Consider the following 22,859-nt stretch of genomic DNA (forward strand, 5'->3'; position numbering starts at 1 on the left):
GCAACCATAAACTACAAACCCCACCTACAACTCCGGTATCTTGTACCCATTATAATATTCTTTGGCGAAATATGTTTTATTCACAGCTTCATCTGTAAATTTTCCCTTTTGTTTATCCCAGGCTAATCTTTTGCCGCTTCTGAACGCGATATTACCCATTTGCGCTACTATGGCTACATCCGCACCAACCTGTATAGGGGCTGTTAATTCTTCCATTTTTCCTGAACGGATTACCGAAGCAAAATTTTCCATGTGTTTGTTAAGCCCGCTTTCAGATGGTTTTACCTTCGGCATGCTGGGTATTTTATCTTTCGAGTTTTTTTCCTCAATTATTTCCCAGCCTCCCCTGTCTAAAACTAGCGTGGCGTTATTACCTACAAAAGCAATACCATGGTCACGTCCATATTGACCATTATCTATGCCCATTGCATGGTCCCAAACCAGGTTGAACTTATCAAATTCATATAGCGTTGTTAAGGTATCAGGCGTTTCCTGTGCAAGATCGGGGTACGCAAATTTTCCGCCGAGTGCCATAACGGTTTTGGGAACGTCTGCCTGCATGCCAAACAGTGCATAATCAAGTAAGTGAACACCCCAATCCGTCATCAATCCACCAGCATAATCCCAAAACCAGCGGAAATTAAAATGGAACCTGCTTGCATTAAATGGCTTGGTTGGCGCCGGCCCGAGCCAGCTTTTGTAATCAACGCCTGCAGGTGGTGCTGAATCAGGTTGTACTTCCATAGGTTTCATCCAGCCCTGGTAACACCAGACTTTTGCGGTGCGGATATTACCTAATTTGCCAGAGTGTACAAACGCTATAGCATCTCTAAAATGCTGCTGGCTTCTTTGCCATTGCCCAACCTGCACTACGCGGTTATATTTTTTTTGCGCGGCTACCATTGCGTTGCACTCAGCTATAGAGTTACCAATAGGCTTTTCAACATACACATGTTTTCCTGCCCTGCAGGCTTCCACCATCTGCAGGCAATGCCAGTGGTCGGGAGTTCCAATGATCACGGCATCTATATCTTTGTTTTCAAGCAGTTTCCGGTAGTCTGTATATGTTTTTACTTTTGAGGCATCAAAGTTTAATGCTGATGCTTCGCCAAGGCGTTTATCAATTACATTTTTATCAACATCGCATAAGGCTACAAGATTTACGCCAGGCACTTTAAGCGCGGCTTTGGTATCGCTCCATCCCATACCATTAATGCCGATAGCACCAATATTTATCTGGTCAGAAGCTGCTATGGTTTTTTGACCTGCAGCAAATATTTTGTTTGAAAAAGCCGGTAGTAATACAGACGCGGCGGCAATACGGGAACTGTCGTATAAAAATTTTCTTCTGCCTGGCATAATCGTTATTGTTTATGGATAATGATGATATTGTTGCTGGAGGGTTTTGGGTTGAAGGTTTTTGGTTTGTAGTTTATGGTTTGTCGTTTAACGTTTAATGTAGAGACAGGGCATGCCTTGTCTCTACATTAAACGCCTCCTGCCTTACAGGATATTTTTCCTTAAATAACTGATGCTTTTTTCAATACTCACCAGTGGAGGACCAGGGCATACATCCTGCTCAACAAAAAAATGTTTCATGCCGGCAGTACGGGCAGCGGCAAAAATTTTTTTGAAATCAATTACACCGTTGCCTACTTCGGTAAAGAATTTTTTGGGTGTATTATCCATATCTTTTACATGCCAAAGCGGATAGCGACCCGGGTTGGCTTTGAACATATTTACGGGATTAATACCTGCATAAGATATCCAGTAAAGATCCAGTTCAAATTTTACAAGCTGCGGATCTGTCTCTTTCAATAAAATATCATATCCTTTTTGTCCGCCCATATCAATAAACTCAAAATCATGGTTGTGGTAACCAAATTGAATACCGGCTTTCTTACACACTTCTGCGGCTTTATTAAACTGCGCTGCAATTTTTTTATAATCGTCAATTGTTTTTCGTTCGGTATCAAACAGGTAGGCAATGATGATATACTTCTGACCAGCCGTTACGGCATCTTCAACCGTTTTTTCCCAATTATTATTAAGGTTTGCCAGCAGATAGTGCCCGCTGGGGTGAGAAAGTTTATTGTTTTTTAACAGCGTAGCAAATTCAGCCGGCGTCAGTCCAAAATATTTTCCATCCCTGTAGCCAAAAGATTCTACTTCATTATATCCCAGTGCTGCTACCTTTTCAATAATGCCTTTGGGATCTTTCATTATATCATCCCTGAGTGTATATAGCTGTAATCCAACGGCATGTTGTTTATAGGTTAATGAAGACGGATTAGCGAAAGCCGCTAAAGAAAACAGGCTTGTTTGTTTGATAAATGATCTGCGTGTTGTCATGGCAAGATGATTATTGATTGAGGAATGAAATTAAGAAAAAGAAACTTGTCAGGTCAACTTTGACAATGATGAGAAAAAATATTTCTATAGCGGGTATTAATGATGGTCGCAGTCGCCGGAATGGCAATGATTTGCCTTACGGCAAAGCCGGTAGTTGAGATAATGGGCTGATACAATTAAAACAACGGCGGGTATCAGCAGCCAGAGATGATAGTCATGAAATATCTCTTTCAGCAATAAAAATGAGATGCCGGCTGTAAAGAGCAGGGTAGGTAAAAATTTGTGATGATGCTTTTTATAACCGTGGTATAATGCATATAAGCCTACAACAAATGCAAGAGCTATCATTCCAAATTCAAACAGGTAATTATGAATGATATCTATTCCAAATATGGGTAAGCTGGTTAAAATAAGCGGCAGTACAGCGCAATGAAAAGCGCAGGCTACTGAAGCGGTTATACCAAGAGCGTCATAATTAATTTTAAACATCTTCAATAAAAGGGTTGCAAATATACTGCATTTTGCAACATTGTTGCAAAATGCAGTATATTAATTTAGTTAAAATATTTCTTATCAATCCTGTTCAGTGATGATAGCGTTTCAATCGTAACTTTGCAGCACTATTTTTATGAAAAAGAAAACCTGGGTTTATATTGTATTTTTTGTGATCCTTTTTGGGGGATTTTATATTTTTTTAACTTCTATAATCGACCCTTCAAAATCGAGGCTTCCTGTGTTAAATGATGTGCGTCCTTTCAGCTTTCAGCGACAGGATGGGCAGATAATATCCGATAAAGACGTAAAGAACAAAGTATATATAGCAGAGTTTTTCTTTACAACCTGCCCTGGCATCTGCCCTAAGATGAACACAAATATGAAGACGGTATATGAGAAACATAAAGCAAACAATGATTTTCTGATACTGTCGCATACTGTAGATCCTGCCAATGACAGCGTGGCGCGTTTAAAATATTATGCAGATTCCATGCAGGCTGATATAAAACACTGGTGGTTTGTTACCGGAGCCAAAGAAGATTTATATAAAGCGGCAAGGGAAAGTTATATATTGGATGACCCAAAGAACAATGCTACAAGTATAAACGAACAATTTTTACATACGCAGTTTTTTGCTTTAATAGACAGGAATGGCAGGGTGCGTGGTATTTATGACGGGTTGAAGAAAAATGAAATTGCTAAATTGAACAGTGATATAGATGATTTGCTGAAAGAGAAAATTTGACGCAGTTGTATCAAAATGTATGATATGGAAGAACAGATTGTAGATGTTTTAAAAAAAAGCCAGCTCAGCGTTACTGATAGCAGGAGAAAGATCCTGGAACTGTTTCTCCAGGCGGATAGTGCTATGGCGCACCATGATATTGAAACAAAAGCCGGTGAAAAATTTGACCGTGTAACGGTATACCGTACACTGCAGGCGTTTCTTGAAAAAGGGATCATTCATACCATACCAACGCCTGACAATTCTGTTAAATACGCATTGTGTAAAGACAATTGCGAGCAGGGCCATCACCATGATGACCATGTTCATTTTATCTGTAAAATCTGTGGTATCACCACCTGTCTTGACGATGTACATGTGCCTGAAATTAAATTACCCCGCGGCTATAAAACGCAACAAACAGAAGTAGTAGTAAGCGGAATTTGTAAAGAATGCAGTTGATAAACTGAGCAAACAATTATATGCAGAATCCAAATCTTAATGCTGACAAAAGTTCGCTTAGTACCACGGAAAAAGATTTTGAAAACAATATCCGCCCCGGGGAGATAGCTGATTTCAGCGGGCAGGAAAAAGTAATAGAAAACCTCAGGATATTTATTAAAGCCGCTAAAATACGGGGTGAATCACTTGACCATATTCTTTTTCACGGGCCTCCGGGCTTAGGCAAAACTACCTTAAGCCGTATTGTTGCGCATGAGCTTGGGGTGAATATCAAAGAAACTTCAGGGCCTGTAATTGAAAAGCCGGCAGATCTTGCGGGACTATTAACAAGTTTGCAAACCAATGATGTATTGTTTATTGATGAGATACACCGGTTGAGTACTGTTGTGGAGGAATATTTATATTCTGCAATGGAAGATAGCAGGATAGATATAATGATAGATACCGGGCCCAATACAAGAAGTATACAAATTAATCTTAATCCGTTTACATTGGTGGGTGCAACAACCAGAAGTGGTTTGCTAACAGCTCCTTTGCTCTCCAGGTTTGCCATTAAATCACGGCTTGAATATTATACAGCTGAAACGCTGAAGGGAATAATTATACGTTCAGCAAAAATTTTGCATGCAGATATTGACGCAAAGGCTGCCGCAGAAATTTCGCGCAGAAGCCGTGGTACACCCCGTATTGCAAATGGCTTATTGCGCAGGGTGAGAGACTTTGCACAGGTGTTGAATGACGGGAAAATTGATACAGGTATTACTATTCATGCATTGAAAGCGCTGAATGTAGATGAGCACGGACTTGATGAAATGGATAATAAAATACTCTCCACCATCATAGAAAAGTTTAAAGGCGGCCCTGTGGGGATAAATACTATTGCTACCGCTGTTGGCGAAGAGCAGGGCACTTTAGAAGAAGTATATGAACCTTTTTTAATACAGGAAGGCTTCATAATGAGAACAACACGCGGCAGAGAGGCTACTCAAAAAGCTTATGAACATCTTGGTAAAAATTTTCCGCGGCAGGATACATTGTTTTGATATTTAATAACATATTGGTATCCGGCATAAAAATAGCTGTTACTGACAGTATTGCGTTATCTTTAATGAAGGCATGTAGCCGTACCTTTTTATAGTTTGCCAATGGATAATTTTCTTGCCTCCGGACACAGACCTGGGAAATATGCTGACATTCATAAAAAAAATATTTCTCCAACAGTAATGGTTGTTGAACATGATCCTGATACTTTACTGCTTATTTCAGAATTGCTTAAAGATTTAGGATATGATGTAATAGAGGCAGGCAATGGCAGCGAAGCTTTGGAAAAGATAACGCTCAGCAACCCGGCAATTGTTTTTATGGATATAGAAATGCCGGTTGTAAATGGGTATGATGCCGTACTGGCGCTAAGGAAAATGGAAGAGCCTTTTCGTAGTATTCCTGTAATTGCTATTACCGTGCATTCAACTAATGAAGAGCGGAAAATGTATAGAGATGCAGGTATTGACCAGGTAATTTCAAAACCTTTTCGCCTTGCTGAAATAGAATTTAAGCTGAAACAATACCTCCACGGGCAGGCTTTTTCGACTTGCAACTTTTTGAGAAAATATTCGTCATATTATTGAAATTAAAAGCGAATGAAAAAAAATCCTTCTTTGTTAGTATGTATTTTACTCGACCTCCTGGGTTATGCGAGTTATGCGTTACCAATTTTAGGAGAATTTGGAGATATCATCTGGGCGCCTGTATCTGCGCTGATATTTTATAAACTTTTTGGAGGATGGAAAGGAGCTGTTGGAGGAGTGTTGAATTTTGTTGAAGAACTTTTCCCCGGACTTGATTTTATTCCAAGCTTTACAATAATGTGGTTTTTGAAAGTATACAATAGTAAAGCTGAAATTAAGCAGTCGATCCAACCCGTTTAAAGCTGCGGCGCTTCAATTCGTTGGAGCGCTATTTGTTTTTATTCCATCACAAACCTGTAGCCGATTCCTTTGACAGTAATGATCTGTAAGGCAGGGTCGTTTTTTAAATATCCTCTCAATTTGGTAATATATACATCCAGTGTTCTTGAATTGAAAAAAGAATCGCTCCCCCACAAAACATTGAGTATATCCCTGCGGTCAATTACACGTTCCCTGTTTTCATACAGTAGGCGGAGTAACTCACTTTCGCGGAATGAAAGTTTTCTTTCATCACCATCGGATAAGGTTTGACGATGTGGGTTAAAAGAAAAGTTGCCAATATTGATCTCGTTTTTAGGCGTATCCGCTGCATTATTGTTTTCTTTATTACGCAGCGCGTTCTCAATACGCACTATTAACTCCTCCATGCTGAATGGCTTGCGGATATAGTCGTTGCCACCAAGATTAAACCCTTTAACAAGATCAGCTGTTTGTGTTTTTGCCGTTAAAAAAATAATGGGTATGGCAGTATTAATCCGTCGTATTTCTTCAGCTATGGTAAAGCCGTCCTTATTGGGCAGCATAATATCAAGTATGCAAATATCAGGAGTTGCAGCAATGAATTGCTGCACAGCCTCGCCGCCATCCATTTCAAGCAATACTTCATAATCCCTGCTTTCAAGACTTTCTTTAACTATCTTGGCAAGAAACATTTCATCTTCTACGTAAAGTATTTTTACTTTAGGCATTGGCAACGGGTATTGTTACTATAAACTCGCTTCCTTTGTTTGGCTGACTTTGTATACGAATGGTACCTCTATGTTGCTGCACTATATGTGCAACATAGCTCAACCCCAATCCATATCCTTTTACATTGTGTTTATTACCTGCAGGCACCCTGAAAAATTTTTCAAAAATTTTATCCTTATACTCAACCGGTACTCCCACACCATCATCTTTCACACTCAATATACATTCTTTTCCATCAGATTGAACTGTTACATCAATTACCGGCTTCTTTTTGCTGTACTTTAAAGCATTATCCAGCAGGTTGTAAATAACACTTGTTAAATGTAAATGATCGGCCGATATAATAAAATGATCTCCTGAATAATTAAAGTTTACTACTGCCTGGGCCTTTTCAAACTGGAGGCTCATGGAGGTTAATACTTCCTGTACCAGTTGCTTTATATCAAACTGTTCGTATTGCAGGTCAACCTGCTGCTTCTCAAACATAGATAATTTCAGTACTTTATCTACAAGAAGAGAAAGCCTGTTTAACTCATTGCCGGCAATGCCGAGGTATTCTTTTGTTTTTTCGGGTTGCTTCAGCACATCAAAATTTTTGATGGCTTCAACAGCTACGCTAACCGTAGCAATAGGTGTTTTAAGCTCGTGGGTTATATTGCTGATAAAGTCATTTTTAATGTCTGTTAATCTATGCTGCGTCTTAAGACTTCTGTAGAGGAATATAAATGCAAAAATCGTAAGCGTTAATAAAAAAACGGAGAAGAGTATCTGCGGCAGTAATTGACGGAAAATATAATTAACATCATTTCCTAACTGCAGGGTATAGGTGATTGGGTGAGAAAGCCCGATAACGACTTTATTCCATTCTCTTCTTCCCGGTTCATCGCGTTTAAAACCATCTCCATCTGTTTTAATAATAGAAAAAGGAACATTAATCTGTTCCCTGGACAGGTTTTTAGTAAATACTGCTTGTATATCATGAATGCGTAAAGAATCCTGCAGGGAATCTATCCCCATCAAAACTTCGAAATACCTGTCACCCGCTCTGTATGGTATCCTGGGGCTTGAGTCGGGCGGCGGCGGCGTGCCGGGCGGCCGCTCAAGTGTAATAATTGAATTCTTATTTTCTGGCAAAAGCGGCATTAAGGAGTCTGATATACGCTTACGGATTACATCTGCAAATCTTGCCACACCTGGCGGATAGCCAATCATCCATTTTGCCGAGCTATCAATTTTCAGCTTTGAAGATTGCAGCTCAAAAACAGATTCCCTGAATAAAGCGTTTGTGCGGAATCGTAAGGTTCTCTTCTCTTCATCTACCTTCATGGTCAACCAGTAAACCTGGAATGCAGTAATAAGTACTATTGCTGCAATCATTAACCCCAGGGATGTAAGGAAAGTCTTCTTCATTAATTACAAAAATAGAGGCAAGTAAATAATAATATTAAATGCTTTAACCTTAATTAACAAGGTTGGGTGGTTTGCATAATAAATCAGAGATCCATTCGTTATTTTCCAATCTTTACTAATATCCAATCAAAAACATTTGCTATGCGCCTGTTAAAATTACAAAAGACGTTTGCTGTTAATAGGTTGTTTTCCAGCTTGTTCCAAAGGTTTGTTCAACAGCCGGACTTTTATCCGATAAAGCATTACCATAAGAGAAAGCGTGGTAAGCATCAGTTGGATGGTTTATAATCGCCTATCCCTAGATCACCATAAAGTGTGTTTACCGCTCCCTGTAAGGAGCGGTTTTTAATTATATACTATGCCAGGTCGAGCCGGGGTTTGTTTTGCAGGATTTTTTCAATCTCTTCTATTATATCCGGGGAAAGAACTTTAACTACTTCCAGCGCTTTTAAATTTTCTGATAATTGTTCTTTTCGTGTGGCGCCCAGTATAGCTGTGGTTACATTTGGGTTATGTATGGTCCATGCAATGGCAAGGCTTGCAAGAGACACATTCAAATTTTTTGAAAGTACTGCAAGCTGCTTCACTTTTTTGATTTTTTCATCCTGCACCCATCTTTCTTTCAGCCAGTCAAAGCCTTCAATGGCAAGGCGTGATCCTTCGGGAATGCCGTTATTATATTTGCCTGTTAAAAATCCTGCTGCAAGCGGGCTCCATATAGTTGTGCCCAAGCCTGCATTCTGAAAAACGGGTAAATAATCCTGTTCCATTTTGAAGCGCTCAAACATATTATATTGTGGTTGCTCCATTGCAGGTCCTATCAGTTTGTACTCCTGTGCTGCGCGGTGAGCTTCCATAATTTCCGCGGCGCTCCATTGGCTGGTGCCCCAATATAATATTTTACCCTGTTGTATTAAATGATTCATCGTCCAGACCACTTCTGCAATAGGCACATTGGTATCGGGGCGATGACAGAAGAACAGATCAAGGTAATCGAGTTGCAGGCGTTGTAAAGCTTCGTTACAGGCTTCTACCAGGTGTTTACGGCTCAGTCCGGTTTGATTGGGTTTATTATTTTTTCCCCTCCATCCAAAATATGCTTTTGAAGAAACGGTATACGATGTCCTGTCCCAGTTTTTTCTTTTCAATACCCTGCCCATCAGCTTTTCACTTTCACCCAGGGCATATACTTCTGCATTATCAAAAAAATTAATACCACTGTCATAAGCTATTCCCATCAGTTCATCTGCAAGTGTATCATCAACCTGTTTGTGAAAGGTAACCCAGCTACCATATGACAACACACTAAGTTCTAGGCCTGTGCGGCCCATTCTGCGATAATCCATAGTTAAAAAGTTATTAATCAGTAAAGTAATAGATTCTCAAAAATACCCCTTTATTCGATAGAAAGAAGACCGGGGGTAATTGCAATAACCAATTATTTCGAAGTTTTTTCCTTTTCTTTGTAGCCTCCGGTGCTGTATATTGAAGCAAAAAAATTACTTTAGCAATTAATTGAGGTAAATAAGGATGAGTTACGAGATAAAACAAGAAAATAAGTTCCGCTATATTGAAGAAGGGAGTGGAGAAACCCTGATATTGCTGCATGGCTTGTTTGGAGCCCTGAGCAACTTTGAACCCCTGATTGAATATTTCAAGAAAGAATATAAAGTGGTTGTTCCTGTATTGCCGCTTTTAGAGCTTGATTTACTGCATACTTCCGTTGGCGGTATTGAAAAATTTGTTCAGAAATTTATTGAATACAAAGGGTATACCAATGTTCATCTTTTAGGAAACTCTCTCGGCGGGCATGTGGCATTGCTTCATATTCTTAAACATCCCCAAAATATTAAATCATTAATACTTACCGGAAGCTCCGGTTTGTTTGAAAATGGTATGGGAGATACTTACCCTAAGCGGGGTGATTATGAGTATATCCGCAAGAAAACCGAACTTACTTTTTACGATCCTAAAATGGCTACCAAGGAGCTGGTTGATGAAGTATTTGAAATAACCAGCAACAGGCTTAAGGTTATTAAAATCATTGCGCTTGCAAAAAGCGCCATCAGGAATAATCTTGGCGAAGAACTGAATGAAATAAAACAACCAACCTTATTGGTTTGGGGTAACAATGATACGATTACACCGCCGTTTGTTGGCAGAGAGTTTAATAAACTGATACCAAACAGCGAACTGCATTTCATTGATAAATGCGGTCACGCACCTATGATGGAGGTACCGGAAGAGTTTAACAAAATTTTGCATCAGTTTCTCACAAAACTGAAAGAGCCTGCAGCGGTTACCCGGTAATTTGCATCTGTAGAAAAAAGGCTTATTTATGTTTGCAGGGCAACTCATATCGCAAAGCATTCCATTTTTGCATTTGGATGATACTGCCGGAAAGGCATTGCAGGAAATGAATGATTTTCATGTTTCGCATCTTCCTATTGTAGCAGATGAAAAATATTTAGGTTTGATAAGTGAAGAAGTATTACTTGATAATGATGAAAAAAGCCTTCTTCAACATCTTCATACTGATTTTATAAAGCCTTTTGTAAGGCAAAATGATTTCTTTCTATTGGCTGTTAAAAGGGCAAGAGATATGCATTTATCTGTTGTGCCTGTTATTGCAGAGCAATATGAATTACTTGGAGTGATAAGCGAAGATGATTTATTCAGGCAACTGAGTATTTTTTCCGGTATTGATGAGCAGGGGGGAATTATAGTGCTTGAAATGGAGAAAAATGATTTTTCTGCAGGAGAGCTGAACCGGCTTATAGAATCGAATGATGCTTATATTACACAGCTTAACAGCTATTTCGATACAGCAACTCAACTGCTTACTGTTACCATTCGCATCAATAAAACCGAAATATCTGATATCGTAGCCACACTTCAAAGGCATGAATATAATATCCGTTACTATAATGGTGAGGAATTATATCAAAATGAATTGCAGAATAACCTGGATCATCTCATGAATTATTTAAACATATAATTCTTTTTAGGTTTCCTGAGCCTGAAATTTGTTTAATAGTGCTATTTTTAATTCTTTAGCCTATCAATAAAAAGTATATCCACAAGGATTTTAATGAGGTACTCGAACAAATATGTGTTGATGCTTGGGATTTTGCTCTGTTCACTTCAGTATTTGAAAGCACAGGATTTAGAGGAAAAGCCACACGAGGATGATGAAGTGCTGCAACATTCTTTTATAACAATACGCAATGTTATTGCTACAGGAAATAAAATCACAAAACCTTATATAATAGCCAGGGAGGTACCCCTAAAAAGGGGAGAGAAATATTCTATTTCCGATATCCTGAAAAATATCCCGCTTTCAAAGCAAAACCTTATGAACACCGGGCTTTTTATTGATGTGGCTGTTGATTTTACCAACTGGAATAATGACTCGCTTGATATACTGGTAGATGTAAAAGAACGCTGGTATTATTTTCCGGTGCCTTACCTGAAACCTATTGACCGCAACTTTAATGTATGGATTAAGGAATACGATGCCAGCTTAAGCCGTGTAAACTATGGCATTAAACTGATTGGATATAATGTAAGTGGCAGAAATGATAAGCTGAATATCTGGTTGATTTCCGGTTATTCAAGGCAGGTAGTAATGAATTATACAGCTCCATATTTTGATAAATCTCTGAAGCAGGGTATCAGTTTTGACTTTTTATATTCAGCCAATAAAGAACTGAACTACGCTACAAAAGAGGATAAGCAGGCATTTTATAAAGATCCTCATGAATTTATAACAAGCCGTTTTCGAGTAGGCGTTGGGTATAGTTTCAGAACAGGGTATATAAAACGGCATGTAGCCAGGATAAGCTATAATGTGGTTAAGATCAATGATTCTCTTTTTGAAAGAAATCCGCGCTATTTTGATGGCGGGAAGAAAACCGCCCGGTTCCCTGAACTGTTTTATCAGTATCAGTCCATCAACGTAAATTATATTCCTTATCCGCTTAAAGGACACCAATGGGAAGTATCTCTTTTAAAGAGAGGGCTTAACAAAAACATGAACCTGTGGGAGTTTAATGCAAAAGGAGGAAAATACTGGGAAGTTGCGCCGAAATATTATTTTGCCTTGCAGGGAAATGCTGTTGTGAAGTTACCTTTTGATCAACCATATTATAACCAGCAATTACTTGGCTACGGAGATAATTTTTTAAGAGGACTTGAAAATTATGTAGTAGACGGGTCAGTGGCAGGCGTAACCAAAGCTACTTTCAGGCGGGAGATATGGACGCCCAAGTTGCGCACGGGCTTAAAATCGAGGCTGTATGGTACCATACCTTTTAAATTTTACCTGAAAGTGTATGGCGATGCCGGATATGTATATAATAAAACACCGCCCCCATCCAATGTTCTAAACAACAGGTTATTATATACCGGTGGCGGTGGTTTGGATATCTGGAGTATATATGATGCTACTATTTCGCTGGAGTACAGCTTTAATCAATTAGGCCAGCGCGGACTCTTTTTCCAGGCAGGACTTGGGTTGTAATTCAGGATAAAATAAACGGGTAGCTGTTATTAAAATTGATGTTTAATTTTGGAGCGGTCTCAGCCATAAATCTTTTAAGCAAATTTTATTTACATGAAAATCGCAATATACAGCAGGGGTGGTGAAAGTGTTAATAAGGATGATGTTTTGCTGCTATTCAAAGAACTGGAAAAGCAGAAAATCACTTTTGTTATCTATCGTGATTTTTTTGAGCAGATAAAAGATATTACTTCAGCAGATCAGCATAATACCTTTACCGACGCATCTGAACTTGACGATAGTTTTGAGTGCTTGCTAAGTATGGGAGGAGATGGAACCATGCTGGATACGCTCACGTTTATACGCGATTCAAATATACCTGTGCTGGGTATTAATTTTGGACGACTGGGTTTTTTGGCTACTATAGGCAAACATGAGCTGCGGGATGCGGTTACTTCTCTTGCAAACAGAACTTACCTCATTGATAAGAGAAGTTTGATTCATCTTGATGCCAATATTCCGCTTTTTGGAGACACGCCCTATGGGCTGAATGAATTTGCTATTCATAAAAAGGATACCTCATCGATGATAAAAATTCATACCTATCTTAACGGGGAGTTTTTAAATACCTATTGGGCAGACGGGCTGATAGTAGCAACACCAACAGGATCAACCGGATATTCATTAAGCTGCAATGGACCGGTGGTATTTCCTGAATCCGCAAGTTTTGTAATTACTCCTGTGGCTCCGCATAACCTTAATGTGCGGCCCATCATAATTCCAGACAACAATATTGTTTCTTTTGAGGTAGAAGGCAGAACCGATCAATTTATATGCGCATTAGATTCCAGGCGCGAAATTGTAAGTAAGGATACTCAGATTGCTATTAAAAAGGAAGCCTTTTCGCTTAGCCTTATCCGCCTGAATGAAAACAGTTTCCTGCAAACGCTCCGCAACAAACTCTCCTGGGGCCTGGATAAGAGGAATTAGACATATTAAGATTTAATTAAAATCGACGGATATCTTATGGAGTTTCCACGGTAATCACGTATTTTGCACAACAATCATTTATCCTCAAACCTCCATATATCGAAGCAGTTTTACTTAAAGTAAATTAATGTTTGATGAAGAAGTTATCCGTGTCTTTTTTATTAGTGATTATCTTCTCAGCTTCCAGAGCACAGGTAGTTGACGGAGTGAAACAGGAAGGAGAAATTGGCGTGACTGTTGGAGCAGCACACTATTTTGGAGATTTAAATACTAATGTAGGAATTAACAGGCCTAAACCTGCTGTTGGTGTTTTTTTTCGCAAACAGTTCAGCGAGTATATCGCTTTGCGGTTAGGATTACATTACGCGCAGCTCGGTTATTCTGATATTTACAGCAATAATGAATTTCAGAAAAGAAGGAACCTCAGCTTTAATTCTAATATATGGGAAGCAACCCTGCAGGGAGATTTTAATTTCATGCGGTTTGTTCCAGGCGATCCTTATTTAAGATTCACGCCCTATGTTACATTGGGTATCGGCGCGTTTAATTATGATCCATACGCATATCTTGGAGGAACCAAGTTTTATTTAAGAAATATAGGTACCGAAGGACAAGGCTCTTCTTTATACCCCAATCGCAAGCCATACAGTGCTGTGGCTTTTTGTATGCCTTTGGGAATGGGAGTTAAATACAGCATTAATCCTAACCTGAATTTCTCATTTGAAGTTGCTTATCGTTTTACTACCACAGATTATCTTGATGATATAAGTACTACCTATGCACCGGATGCATATGCACAAACAATGCCCGACGGTACTGCTACCGCATGGTATTTATTACAGGATCGTTCTTATGAAACAGGGGATGGAGTACGCATCGGAACCAAAGGACGCCAGAGAGGATTTAGCGGCCAGCGTGATGCATATATTATTGCTGAAGTAGGGCTGGCTTTAACGCTTACTTCTTATAAATGTCCTACGGCAAAATATTAAATGCTGACCTTGTAATATTGTATAAGGCAGGGAACAAAAGTTTGGTATGTTGCACCGTATACTTCCTGCCTCTGACCTTATACCTTCCTCCATCTGCCTTTTACCATCCCGCAAATGATAAATCCATATTATAGGATAGCTTTGCTGTAAACAGGACCTATTTCTACATGAATTATATAAATGAATTTACAAAATTCATCACTGGTCAGTATCTTACTAAGGGCGTGCGCATTACCGCGGGTGCAATTTTGCCGGCACTTATTCTATATCATTATGATTTATTGTCGATAGGTATTGCCATGCCGCTCGGCGCTTTAATGGTTAGCCTTACCGATTCTCCGGGCCCCATACATCACAGGCGCAATGGTATGCTGGTGAGTAATATTTTAAATTTTGTAGTAGCCATCATTATAGGATTTACCCGCTATTATCCCTGGCTGCTTGCTATAGAGCTTACATTGCTCGGTTTTTTCCTTTCTTTTATTGGTATTTACGGAGCGCGGGCCAGCTCAATAGGTTTAATAGCAATTATAGTTATCGTGCTGAACATTGATGTACATCATTCGCAGGACAGGGTTTGGCAGGATGCGCTGTTTATGCTTGCAGGGGGCATGTGGTATATGTTAATGAGCCTGGTGCTATATTCTTTGCGCCCTTACCTTCTTATTCAGCAGGCGCTTGGCGAATGTATAATTGAAACTGCGGAATACTTACAGGTGAAATCGAAAATGTATAGCTTTAATACTGATCCTGATGAGATTTATAAAGAAATTCTTCCGCTTCAGATAAACATACATAACCAGCAGGAACAATTGCGTGAGCTATTATTTAAGGCAAGAGGATTTACGCGTGAATCAACTACAAAAGGAAGAATACTGTTGATGATGTTTCTTGATTCTGTGGACCTCTTTGAACAGGTAATGACAACGCAGCAAAATTACAACGCTTTACGCTCCTATTTTAAAGAAGGAGATATCCTGGAAAAATTCAGATTGCTTATTGTTGAAACTGCTGTTGAATTAGATAAGTTAGGACTGGTGATTCAAAGCGGCTTTCCTCCTAAGGGTAATGAAAGGCTTAGCGAACTGATAACAGAAACAGAAGACTATTTTGTTGCTTACAGGGAAAGTCATATATCACCTGAAAACCTGGAAGGGTTTATCAGCCTGCGGCATGTGCTTAATTCAATAAAGGACATAGCAGAACGTATTAAACGTTTGCGTAGGTATAGCACATATAGCAGTAAGGTAAGCAAAGAAGTAAAACCAGATGTTGTGGATGTTGAAAAATTTGTTTCTACGCAGGAACTGGATCCCAAATTGCTTAAGGAAAATCTGTCGCTGCAATCAAATATTTTCAGGCATTCGGTCAGGGTAAGTATATGCATTTTTGCAGGGTATGCCATTTCACAGTTATTTCCCTTTGGGCATAGCTATTGGATATTGCTTACCATTGTTACCATTTTAAAGCCTGCATACAGCCTTAGCAAAAGCAGAAATGTTGAAAGGCTTCTCGGAACAATTGTAGGTGTGTTTATCGGGTTTTTAATCCTGAATTATGTAACCGAAACTTATATATTATTTATAGGAACCATTGTTTCAATGATTGTAGGTTACAGTTTTTTGCAGATTAAATATTTCATCAGTGTAATTGGTATTACGCTGTATGTTTTATTGTCGTTTCACTTTTTGCATCCAGTAGATTTCAGAAGTGTTTCTACAGATCGGATTATTGATACGGCGATAGGCTCGGCTATTTCTTTTATTGGTGCGTTTTTTATTTTACCCAAATGGGAGCGTGAGCAGGTAGATGAATATATTGCGCGGCTTATGGAAGCCAATACAAAATATTTTACTACTGTGGCCAAAGCATTTTATGCAAATTCGCTGGATATAAATGAATATAAGATCACCAGAAAAGAAGCGTATGTTGCTTTGGCAAATTTATCAGACGCGTTTCAGCGTTTGTTATCAGAGCCTTCAGGCAGAAATAAACACCCGGAATTATTGCACCAGTTGGTAGTAAGTAATCATATGCTTACTTCTCATATTGCTTCCCTGGCTACTTACGCCAAATCGCTTGCTTTGAGATACCGGTCTGATGCTTTTAAATCGGTAGCTCAATCAATAGAGCTGCAAATGCAGTATGCTTTAGCTTTATCGCAGCACAAAAAAAGCGACCTGCCTGTGCTCAACGAACAGGGTTTTGCAAGAGTAAGAGATATTATTCAAAATCTTCGTAATAAAAGAGTAGAAGAACTCCAAAGTGGTATGCAGGAAAGTGATACACGTAAGCAATTTTCAGGATTTAAAGCAATATCCGATCAGTTTGAACTCATACAAACCATTATTTCGGACATTATTAATGTTCTCAAAAAATTGATAATTTAGTAAAACAAGGTATGGATTTTGCTAAGAAAACGCATTCAGATAATTTAAAAAACACCAAAATAGGTTTCTGTTAATCTATATCAAAACCTTGGCCGGTTAATACCCGCTATATTGTGTGGCTACCTGAAAAAGAGTTGATTTTAAACCACTTGAGAAATTGCCTGCTGATTGAGTGCTTTTATTGTTAACAATATCTAAAAGCGTATGCCGTTTAAATTCAGGCTTAGAAAAAAGATATCCATGAAAATCCGTATTACCCGTAAACACATAGCATATTTATTGCTATCCGCATTTCCTGTTTTTGTAGCAAGTACACTCAAAACAAATGCTATATCTCCGGCTCTTCCCGGTATTACATATTATTTACCCGCTGACATTAATATTGAAGCAAAACAATCTTTCCTCAACAGGTTGTACGACAGTGCAGGCTTGGATGCATCCGGCTTGCAAAAAAAGGTGCTGGAAATAGCTATGGAAGGTTTCAGTAAACTGATGATGAAAGGGCGATTGAATAAAGACAGCATCCTTACTATCGTGGATTTTTCAAAATCTTCTAAAAACAAAAGATTGTATGTAATTGATTTGAAGAACGAAGTGTTGCTGTTTAATACGCTGGTAGCGCATGGCAGAAATTCCGGGGGAGAATATGCCCGTAGTTTTTCGAATGTGCCATCTTCAAATAAAAGCAGTCTCGGGTTTTATGTTACAGCGTCAACATACAGGGGTGAGAACGGGTACTCTCTGCGTTTGCAGGGAGTGGAAAGAAATATTAACGACAGAGCTTACCGGAGAGCTATTGTAATGCATGGTGCTGAATATGCAAATCCTCAGTTTCTGGCGGCAAGAGGTATATTGGGACGGAGTTTCGGATGCCCTGCCATTCCTATGGAAGAAAACGCGGCTATTATTGATGTAATTAAAGACGGGTCATGCCTTTTCATATATTCACCCGATAAAAAATATTTCAAACTTTCTACGGTTCTAAACGGTTAAGGTGAATGTAAGAATGGTTAAGGTTGATGCCCGTATCCTATGGATAGCGGGCTTTTTTTATCCGAGAAACCAAGCAGCTATCCACTGGCTGATGAATCCTGTAACAAGTCCTCCAATAATATCAGCCATATTATGATCAGATACAAGTAAACGGGAGGTGCAGATAATGCCTGTAATAAGTACTGCAAATGCAAACGGAATACTTACAACAGCAGGGGATGTATATAAAAGAACCGTAAAGAAGCCGATCAATCCCCCGGCGCCGGTAGTGTGCATGCTGATTTTAAAATAAATGTTGGCAATGAAAGCTATTGCAGTGGCAAGAAAAATACCAAGCGTCATTATTGCCATCACGGATGGTATATCTCCTTTGTTTTTGAATACATAGAAGTTCCAGAAAAAATAGATCATGCAAATAGTATAGAGCAGTATTCTGTCTTTCCTGGTTTTCAGATAAATAGAATCAATAAAGCCAAGGGCTTTACATAGCAATACGGAGATGAGTGGAAAAAAAATACTATTTACTATATAGATCAATATCGTTTGCAGCCTGGTGATCTTGCTTACCCCTATAAAATAATCCGGCTGCAGGTAAACAATATACAAACACATATACAGGCCGATAAACAAAGGATGGAATATCCAGGAAAAGAAATTTGCTAATGCTTTAATAACAGGCGATGTATGCACCGCAGTGGTAGTAGAAACAGAGCTCATCATAATTGTTTTCTTAGCCGGGCAACAGGTATATTAAGCTGCTCGCGGTATTTTGCTACGGTGCGTCTTGCAATGTTATAACCTTTTTGCTGAAGTAACTCAGTAAGTCTTTCATCGCTCAATGGTTTCTTTTTGCTTTCTCCTTCCACCATATCGCTCAATATCTTTTTTACTTCTCTTGTAGATACCTCTTCACCACTTTCTGTGCTCAGCGATTCACTGAAAAAGAATTTAAGCCGGTATGTTCCAAATTCTGTTTGCACAAATTTGCTGTTTGCAACACGGCTTACCGTTGATATATCCAATCCTGTTCGTTCTGCAATATCTTTTAAAATCATAGGTTTAAGCATCGTTTCATCTCCTGTTAAAAAGAAGTCGTGCTGGTATTCCATTATGGAATGCATAGTGGTGTATAAAGTATGCTGGCGTTGCTTTATCGCGTCAATAAACCACTTGGCTGCATCTATTTTCTGTTTGATAAATAGTACTGCTTCTTTCTGGCGTTTATCTTTTTTGCTGCCCTTATCATAATCCCTCAGCATGTCTTTATAACCCTCGCTTATTCGTAAGTCGGGGGCGTTTTTTGAATTAAGGGTAAGCTCAAGTGTATTGTTATTATTGTGGATAAAAAAGTCAGGAATAATATAGCTTTCAGCTTTATTGACCTCGCCAATATTACCGCCAGGTTTGGGGTTGAGGCGGATGATCTGGTTAATAGCCGCCTTCAGATCTTCATCAGTGAGGTTTAATCCCCGCTGAATTTTATCGTAATGTTTCTTAGTAAACTCATCAAAATAATCAGACAGAATATTGATGGTCATGGCAACTTCATTTCCCTCTTCGCGTTTTCTTTCCAATTGCAGTAATAAACATTCTTTTAAGTCTCTTGCACATATTCCCGGCGGATCAAATTGCTGTATTTGCTTTACCAGGTCTGCAATCTCTTCTTCGGTAGCAGCAATATTTTGCCTGAAAGCAAGGTCATCGGCTATTGCGCCATAATCGCGTCTCAAATAACCATCATCATCAATACTGCCTACTATCTGCTCTGCTATTTTTCGTTGCTTTTCATCAAGCGTAAGCATAGTAAGCTGATCTAAAAGAAACTCATGAAATGTGCTCTCTATTTTGAAAGGGATGGTCTGCTTCTCATCCATCTCCGGGTAGTTATCATCCTTTAGCTTGTAATCAGCTATATCATCTTCGTCGCTTACATAGTCGCTGATGTCAATATTATCATACTCATCCTCGCTGCCTTCGCTTTCAAAATCCTCATCTTCACCGCTTTCAAATTCATCCGCTATTTCTGTATCGCTTTCGTCATGTGTTTCATCTGCTGTTTCGAGAGCCGGATTCTCCTCCATTTCTTCTTTTATTCTTTCTTCTAAATTGGCCGTAGGAACCTGGAGCAACTTCATCAATTGAATTTGCTGCGGCGATAATTTTTGAAGAAGTTTTTGTTGAAGACTCTGACTCAGGGCCATAGAGATTAATTAAAAGTCATTTGATTATGGAAGTTAATAAAAAATGGCGCTTCATAGCAAAAATCAGGCCGCAAATTACTTACAAATTAACTATACACTAAAACAATTTTCCTCTTTGTGTTTTATTTAACACGGTTTATTTATTTTTTTTAATTTTAATTATTGAAAACCAATTGTTTGTAATAAATGGTTTCATTCTCTTTTTATTGAAAAATTTATTTTTTCCACATGTGGAAAACAAAACGGTTTTATAAATGAGGGTAAAGACTGTAACACTAAATTTGTGGCTCATCCGTTAATAATCAATCACTTCTACATCAGTTTATTATGTGTGATAAGCCATTAAGAAATATCTCAGTGCTTTTGGTAGAGGATAACGAGATGAATACTTTGCTTGCTTCTGCTATTTTAAGCAGAACGGGTGCTAACATTACCGAAGCAGGAAATGGTAAAGAGGCTATTGAACTTTTGCGGCAAAAACCTTTTGACATTATTTTGATGGACCTCCATTTGCCTGTTATGAATGGGCTGGATACTACAAAGTATATCAGGAAAGAACTTAAGCTGGATGTGCCTATCATTGCTATTACTGCCAACATTATAAATGATGAAGAGAACAGGTGCCTTGAGGCAGGAATGAATGCCTTTATATCAAAACCATATACAGAAAAAAACCTGGTAGAGAAGATTTCTTATGTGCGTCATATTGCTGAAAGCAAAAAAGCGGATCAGCCCGTTTCGCCTCCCCTGGAAGAAGGTTTATTTAATTTAAATACGCTGAACGTTGTAACCCAGGGAAATACGGAACTGATGCGCACAATGCTCCAGGCGTTTATAAACCAGGCCTCCGTATCAATATATGCTTTAAAAACCGCTCTTAAGGAGAAGAACTTTATAGAAATACATGCAGCAGCTCATAGTATTAAACCAAATATTGATACACTGGAGATCACATCTTTAAAAACCATCATCAGGCAGATAGAAGTATTGGCCGGGCAGGAAAAAGATATTGAAGAGTTGGGATACCTGATTGCAATGCTGGAATCTGTACTTACAAAAGTTGTAGCACAATTGAAACTCCAGGAAAATATCTGACTTATTATTTAACAACCTCCCATCGTTTCCGCTCATCCGACCATTGTATTTTTTGCAGTATACCGAGCTCACTTTCCTGGTTATTTGTATCAACGGCGGTAAGTCCTATGTAAAATTCCTTTTTTAAATCTTTTTGCTGAAGCAGGGAAGATAAAAGTAACCGGTATTCAGCAGCATCTTTCCTGTCTGCAATTATAACAGTTGGCGGTAAGGTTGAAATGTCGATATTTTCCAGGGTAGGAAAAGTATATACGGCAAATTTTCTGATAATTTTTTTCTGCTCAATATCAGCGAGTTTGATTTGTATCTGCTGCGTAGCTGTATTGCTGTCAACGTTTATATCAGCAATTACCGGTGGCAGGGGTTTTATACTATCAATCCATGGCATTGGCGGCAGTAGTGCAGGGTATTTGTAGTAGTGCTGTTTTAAACTGTCGTTCCAGCCGTTGGGGTTACTCAAAAATGAACGGGTGCTAAAATAAACCTGCCCCTGTATAGTAGGATATTTACGCGAATCTTCAATTTGCAGCGGAATGATTGTTTTGTCGCGCCACCTGGTGTTTGATCCTCCTTTATAAATACCCAGTCCGATATAGCATTGTTTATTATAGGTATTCCTGCTCCACCAGTCTACCAATACTTCATACGGAGCTGCTTTATGCCCGTGTTCCCAGTATAGTTGAGGTACAACATAGTCTATATAGCCTTCTCTCAGCCATAATAATATGTCTGCGTACAGGTCGTCATAATTGGTTTGCCCTGCCCTGGTATCACTGCCCAGGCTATCTACAGATTTATTCCTCCATACACCAAACGGGCTGATGCCAAATCTGCAAAACGGTTTTTCTTCTTTAATTGCGCGGCTCAGCTTTGTGATAATAGAATCTACATTAGCCCTGCGCCAGGTATCTCTGTCGGCGCCATTGCCATATAAAGCAAAAGTCCTGTTGTCGGGAAATTCCTTTCCGGGCATGCGGTAAGGATAAAAATAATCATCAAAATGCAGTGCATCCACATCATACCTGTTTACAATATCCCGAATTACTTTTACTACAAAATCCTGGGCTTCTTTATTACCGGGATCAAAATATCTTTTGCCTCCATATGCCAAAAACCACTGGGGATGTACCCTGGTGATATGCGTTGGTGATACAGATGATTTACCAATCGAAAATTCTGCCCTGTAAGGATTACACCACGCATGAAATTCCATACCGCGCTTATGTGTTTCCTCAATCATGAACTGCAGTGGATCGTAATAAGGGTTTGGTGCTCTGCCCTGTTTGCCGGTAAGCCATTCACTCCAGGGTTCATACGGCGAAGGGTAAAAAGCATCAGCGGCAGGCCGGATTTGCATGATGACCGCGTTCATTCCAAGATCCTTCAGCATATCAAGCAAGCGGATAAATTCAACTTTTTGTCCTTCCGAATTATAATTTCCCCGGCTGGGCCAATCAATATTGTCTACTGTAGCTATCCATGCGGCACGAAATTCATACTTGGGATGCTGTCCAAAGCAAGGAGAAAGAAATGCCAGCAGCGATATTGCAATAAGATAAAGGTTCTTCATACTGTAAAGAAAAGGAAATACTGGAAA

General features: G+C 39.1%; 22 protein-coding genes. 13 read left to right on the forward strand and 9 right to left on the reverse strand.

Annotated features, from left to right (window positions below; all coding sequences use genetic code 11):
* Window positions 1-24 precede the first annotated feature (24 nt).
* The 3 genes from DC498_RS15025 to DC498_RS15035 all read right to left on the reverse strand — a co-directional run bounded on the left by DC498_RS15025 (window position 25) and on the right by DC498_RS15035 (window position 2,841).
* Complete coding sequence (locus DC498_RS15025; RefSeq protein ID WP_116874992.1) at window positions 25-1,359, reverse strand: Gfo/Idh/MocA family protein; 1,335 nt, start codon at window positions 1,357-1,359, stop codon at window positions 25-27.
* 144 nt (window positions 1,360-1,503) lie between these two features.
* Window positions 1,504-2,352, reverse strand: coding sequence for a sugar phosphate isomerase/epimerase family protein (locus DC498_RS15030; protein ID WP_116874993.1), 849 nt, complete (start codon window positions 2,350-2,352; stop codon window positions 1,504-1,506).
* Between the two features lie 96 nt (window positions 2,353-2,448).
* Window positions 2,449-2,841: a MerC domain-containing protein gene (locus DC498_RS15035; RefSeq protein ID WP_116874994.1), complete on the reverse strand. Its 393-nt coding sequence runs from the start codon at window positions 2,839-2,841 to the stop codon at window positions 2,449-2,451.
* Between the two features lie 139 nt (window positions 2,842-2,980).
* On the opposite strand from DC498_RS15035, the gene DC498_RS15040 reads away from it, so the two are divergent.
* From DC498_RS15040 to DC498_RS15060, 5 genes are all read left to right on the forward strand, one after another.
* Window positions 2,981-3,592 (forward strand): SCO family protein, encoded by a 612-nt coding sequence (locus tag DC498_RS15040; protein ID WP_116874995.1) that lies wholly within the window; start codon window positions 2,981-2,983, stop codon window positions 3,590-3,592.
* Between the two features lie 24 nt (window positions 3,593-3,616).
* Window positions 3,617-4,033 carry a Fur family transcriptional regulator gene (locus DC498_RS15045; protein WP_116875047.1) on the forward strand — a complete coding sequence of 139 codons (417 nt, stop codon included), beginning with the start codon at window positions 3,617-3,619 and terminating at the stop codon, window positions 4,031-4,033.
* A 20-nt stretch (window positions 4,034-4,053) separates the two neighbouring features.
* On the forward strand, window positions 4,054-5,076 hold the full coding sequence (gene ruvB, locus DC498_RS15050) for a Holliday junction branch migration DNA helicase RuvB (RefSeq protein ID WP_116874996.1): 1,023 nt from the start codon (window positions 4,054-4,056) through the stop codon (window positions 5,074-5,076).
* Between the two features lie 102 nt (window positions 5,077-5,178).
* Window positions 5,179-5,661, forward strand: a complete 483-nt coding sequence (locus DC498_RS15055; RefSeq protein WP_116874997.1) for a response regulator — start codon at window positions 5,179-5,181, stop codon at window positions 5,659-5,661.
* A 12-nt stretch (window positions 5,662-5,673) separates the two neighbouring features.
* Window positions 5,674-5,961 (forward strand): hypothetical protein, encoded by a 288-nt coding sequence (locus tag DC498_RS15060; RefSeq protein WP_116874998.1) that lies wholly within the window; start codon window positions 5,674-5,676, stop codon window positions 5,959-5,961.
* 38 nt (window positions 5,962-5,999) lie between these two features.
* Here the strand turns inward: DC498_RS15060 and DC498_RS15065 are convergent, their stop codons facing one another.
* From DC498_RS15065 to DC498_RS15075, 3 genes are all read right to left on the reverse strand, one after another.
* A complete protein-coding gene (locus tag DC498_RS15065) occupies window positions 6,000-6,689 on the reverse strand; it encodes a response regulator transcription factor (RefSeq protein WP_116874999.1) in 690 nt (229 codons plus the stop codon).
* Entirely contained in the window at window positions 6,682-8,100 is a 1,419-nt protein-coding gene (locus DC498_RS15070; protein WP_116875000.1) for a sensor histidine kinase, read from the reverse strand. The genes DC498_RS15065 and DC498_RS15070 overlap by 8 nt, the downstream gene beginning before the upstream one ends.
* A gap of 356 nt (window positions 8,101-8,456) precedes the next feature.
* Window positions 8,457-9,446: an aldo/keto reductase gene (locus DC498_RS15075; RefSeq protein ID WP_116875001.1), complete on the reverse strand. Its 990-nt coding sequence runs from the start codon at window positions 9,444-9,446 to the stop codon at window positions 8,457-8,459.
* Window positions 9,447-9,630: 184 nt separating this feature from the next.
* On the opposite strand from DC498_RS15075, the gene DC498_RS15080 reads away from it, so the two are divergent.
* The 7 genes from DC498_RS15080 (at window position 9,631) to DC498_RS15110 (ending at window position 17,966) form a co-directional block, all read left to right on the forward strand.
* Window positions 9,631-10,410 (forward strand): alpha/beta fold hydrolase, encoded by a 780-nt coding sequence (locus tag DC498_RS15080; protein WP_116875002.1) that lies wholly within the window; start codon window positions 9,631-9,633, stop codon window positions 10,408-10,410.
* A gap of 28 nt (window positions 10,411-10,438) precedes the next feature.
* Complete coding sequence (locus DC498_RS15085; protein WP_116875003.1) at window positions 10,439-11,098, forward strand: CBS domain-containing protein; 660 nt, start codon at window positions 10,439-10,441, stop codon at window positions 11,096-11,098.
* A gap of 120 nt (window positions 11,099-11,218) precedes the next feature.
* Entirely contained in the window at window positions 11,219-12,622 is a 1,404-nt protein-coding gene (locus DC498_RS15090) for a POTRA domain-containing protein (RefSeq protein ID WP_165813856.1), read from the forward strand.
* Between the two features lie 93 nt (window positions 12,623-12,715).
* Window positions 12,716-13,591 carry an NAD kinase gene (locus DC498_RS15095; protein ID WP_116875005.1) on the forward strand — a complete coding sequence of 292 codons (876 nt, stop codon included), beginning with the start codon at window positions 12,716-12,718 and terminating at the stop codon, window positions 13,589-13,591.
* 134 nt (window positions 13,592-13,725) lie between these two features.
* Window positions 13,726-14,583 carry a DUF6089 family protein gene (locus DC498_RS15100; RefSeq protein WP_116875006.1) on the forward strand — a complete coding sequence of 286 codons (858 nt, stop codon included), beginning with the start codon at window positions 13,726-13,728 and terminating at the stop codon, window positions 14,581-14,583.
* Between the two features lie 167 nt (window positions 14,584-14,750).
* Window positions 14,751-16,973, forward strand: a complete 2,223-nt coding sequence (locus DC498_RS15105; protein WP_116875007.1) for an FUSC family membrane protein — start codon at window positions 14,751-14,753, stop codon at window positions 16,971-16,973.
* A gap of 240 nt (window positions 16,974-17,213) precedes the next feature.
* Window positions 17,214-17,966 (forward strand): murein L,D-transpeptidase catalytic domain family protein, encoded by a 753-nt coding sequence (locus DC498_RS15110; protein WP_116875008.1) that lies wholly within the window; start codon window positions 17,214-17,216, stop codon window positions 17,964-17,966.
* A gap of 57 nt (window positions 17,967-18,023) precedes the next feature.
* On the opposite strand, the gene DC498_RS15115 is transcribed toward DC498_RS15110, so the two are convergent.
* Together DC498_RS15115 and rpoN are read right to left on the reverse strand one after the other, a co-directional pair.
* The gene (locus DC498_RS15115) at window positions 18,024-18,686 is read right to left on the reverse strand and encodes a hypothetical protein (protein ID WP_116875009.1); all 663 of its coding nucleotides are present in this window, start codon (window positions 18,684-18,686) and stop codon (window positions 18,024-18,026) included.
* Window positions 18,683-20,167, reverse strand: coding sequence for an RNA polymerase factor sigma-54 (gene rpoN / locus DC498_RS15120; protein WP_116875010.1), 1,485 nt, complete (start codon window positions 20,165-20,167; stop codon window positions 18,683-18,685). Before rpoN ends, DC498_RS15115 begins: the two co-directional genes overlap by 4 nt.
* A gap of 327 nt (window positions 20,168-20,494) precedes the next feature.
* On the opposite strand from rpoN, the gene DC498_RS15125 reads away from it, so the two are divergent.
* On the forward strand, window positions 20,495-21,262 hold the full coding sequence (locus DC498_RS15125) for a response regulator (protein WP_116875011.1): 768 nt from the start codon (window positions 20,495-20,497) through the stop codon (window positions 21,260-21,262).
* Window positions 21,263-21,266: 4 nt separating this feature from the next.
* Here the strand turns inward: DC498_RS15125 and DC498_RS15130 are convergent, their stop codons facing one another.
* A complete protein-coding gene (locus DC498_RS15130) occupies window positions 21,267-22,832 on the reverse strand; it encodes a glycoside hydrolase family 10 protein (RefSeq protein WP_116875012.1) in 1,566 nt (521 codons plus the stop codon).
* Window positions 22,833-22,859: the final 27 nt, after the last annotated feature.

Origin of the sequence: Terrimonas sp. (assembly GCF_003075435.1) — a bacterium.
GTDB lineage: Bacteria > Bacteroidota > Bacteroidia > Chitinophagales > Chitinophagaceae > Agriterribacter.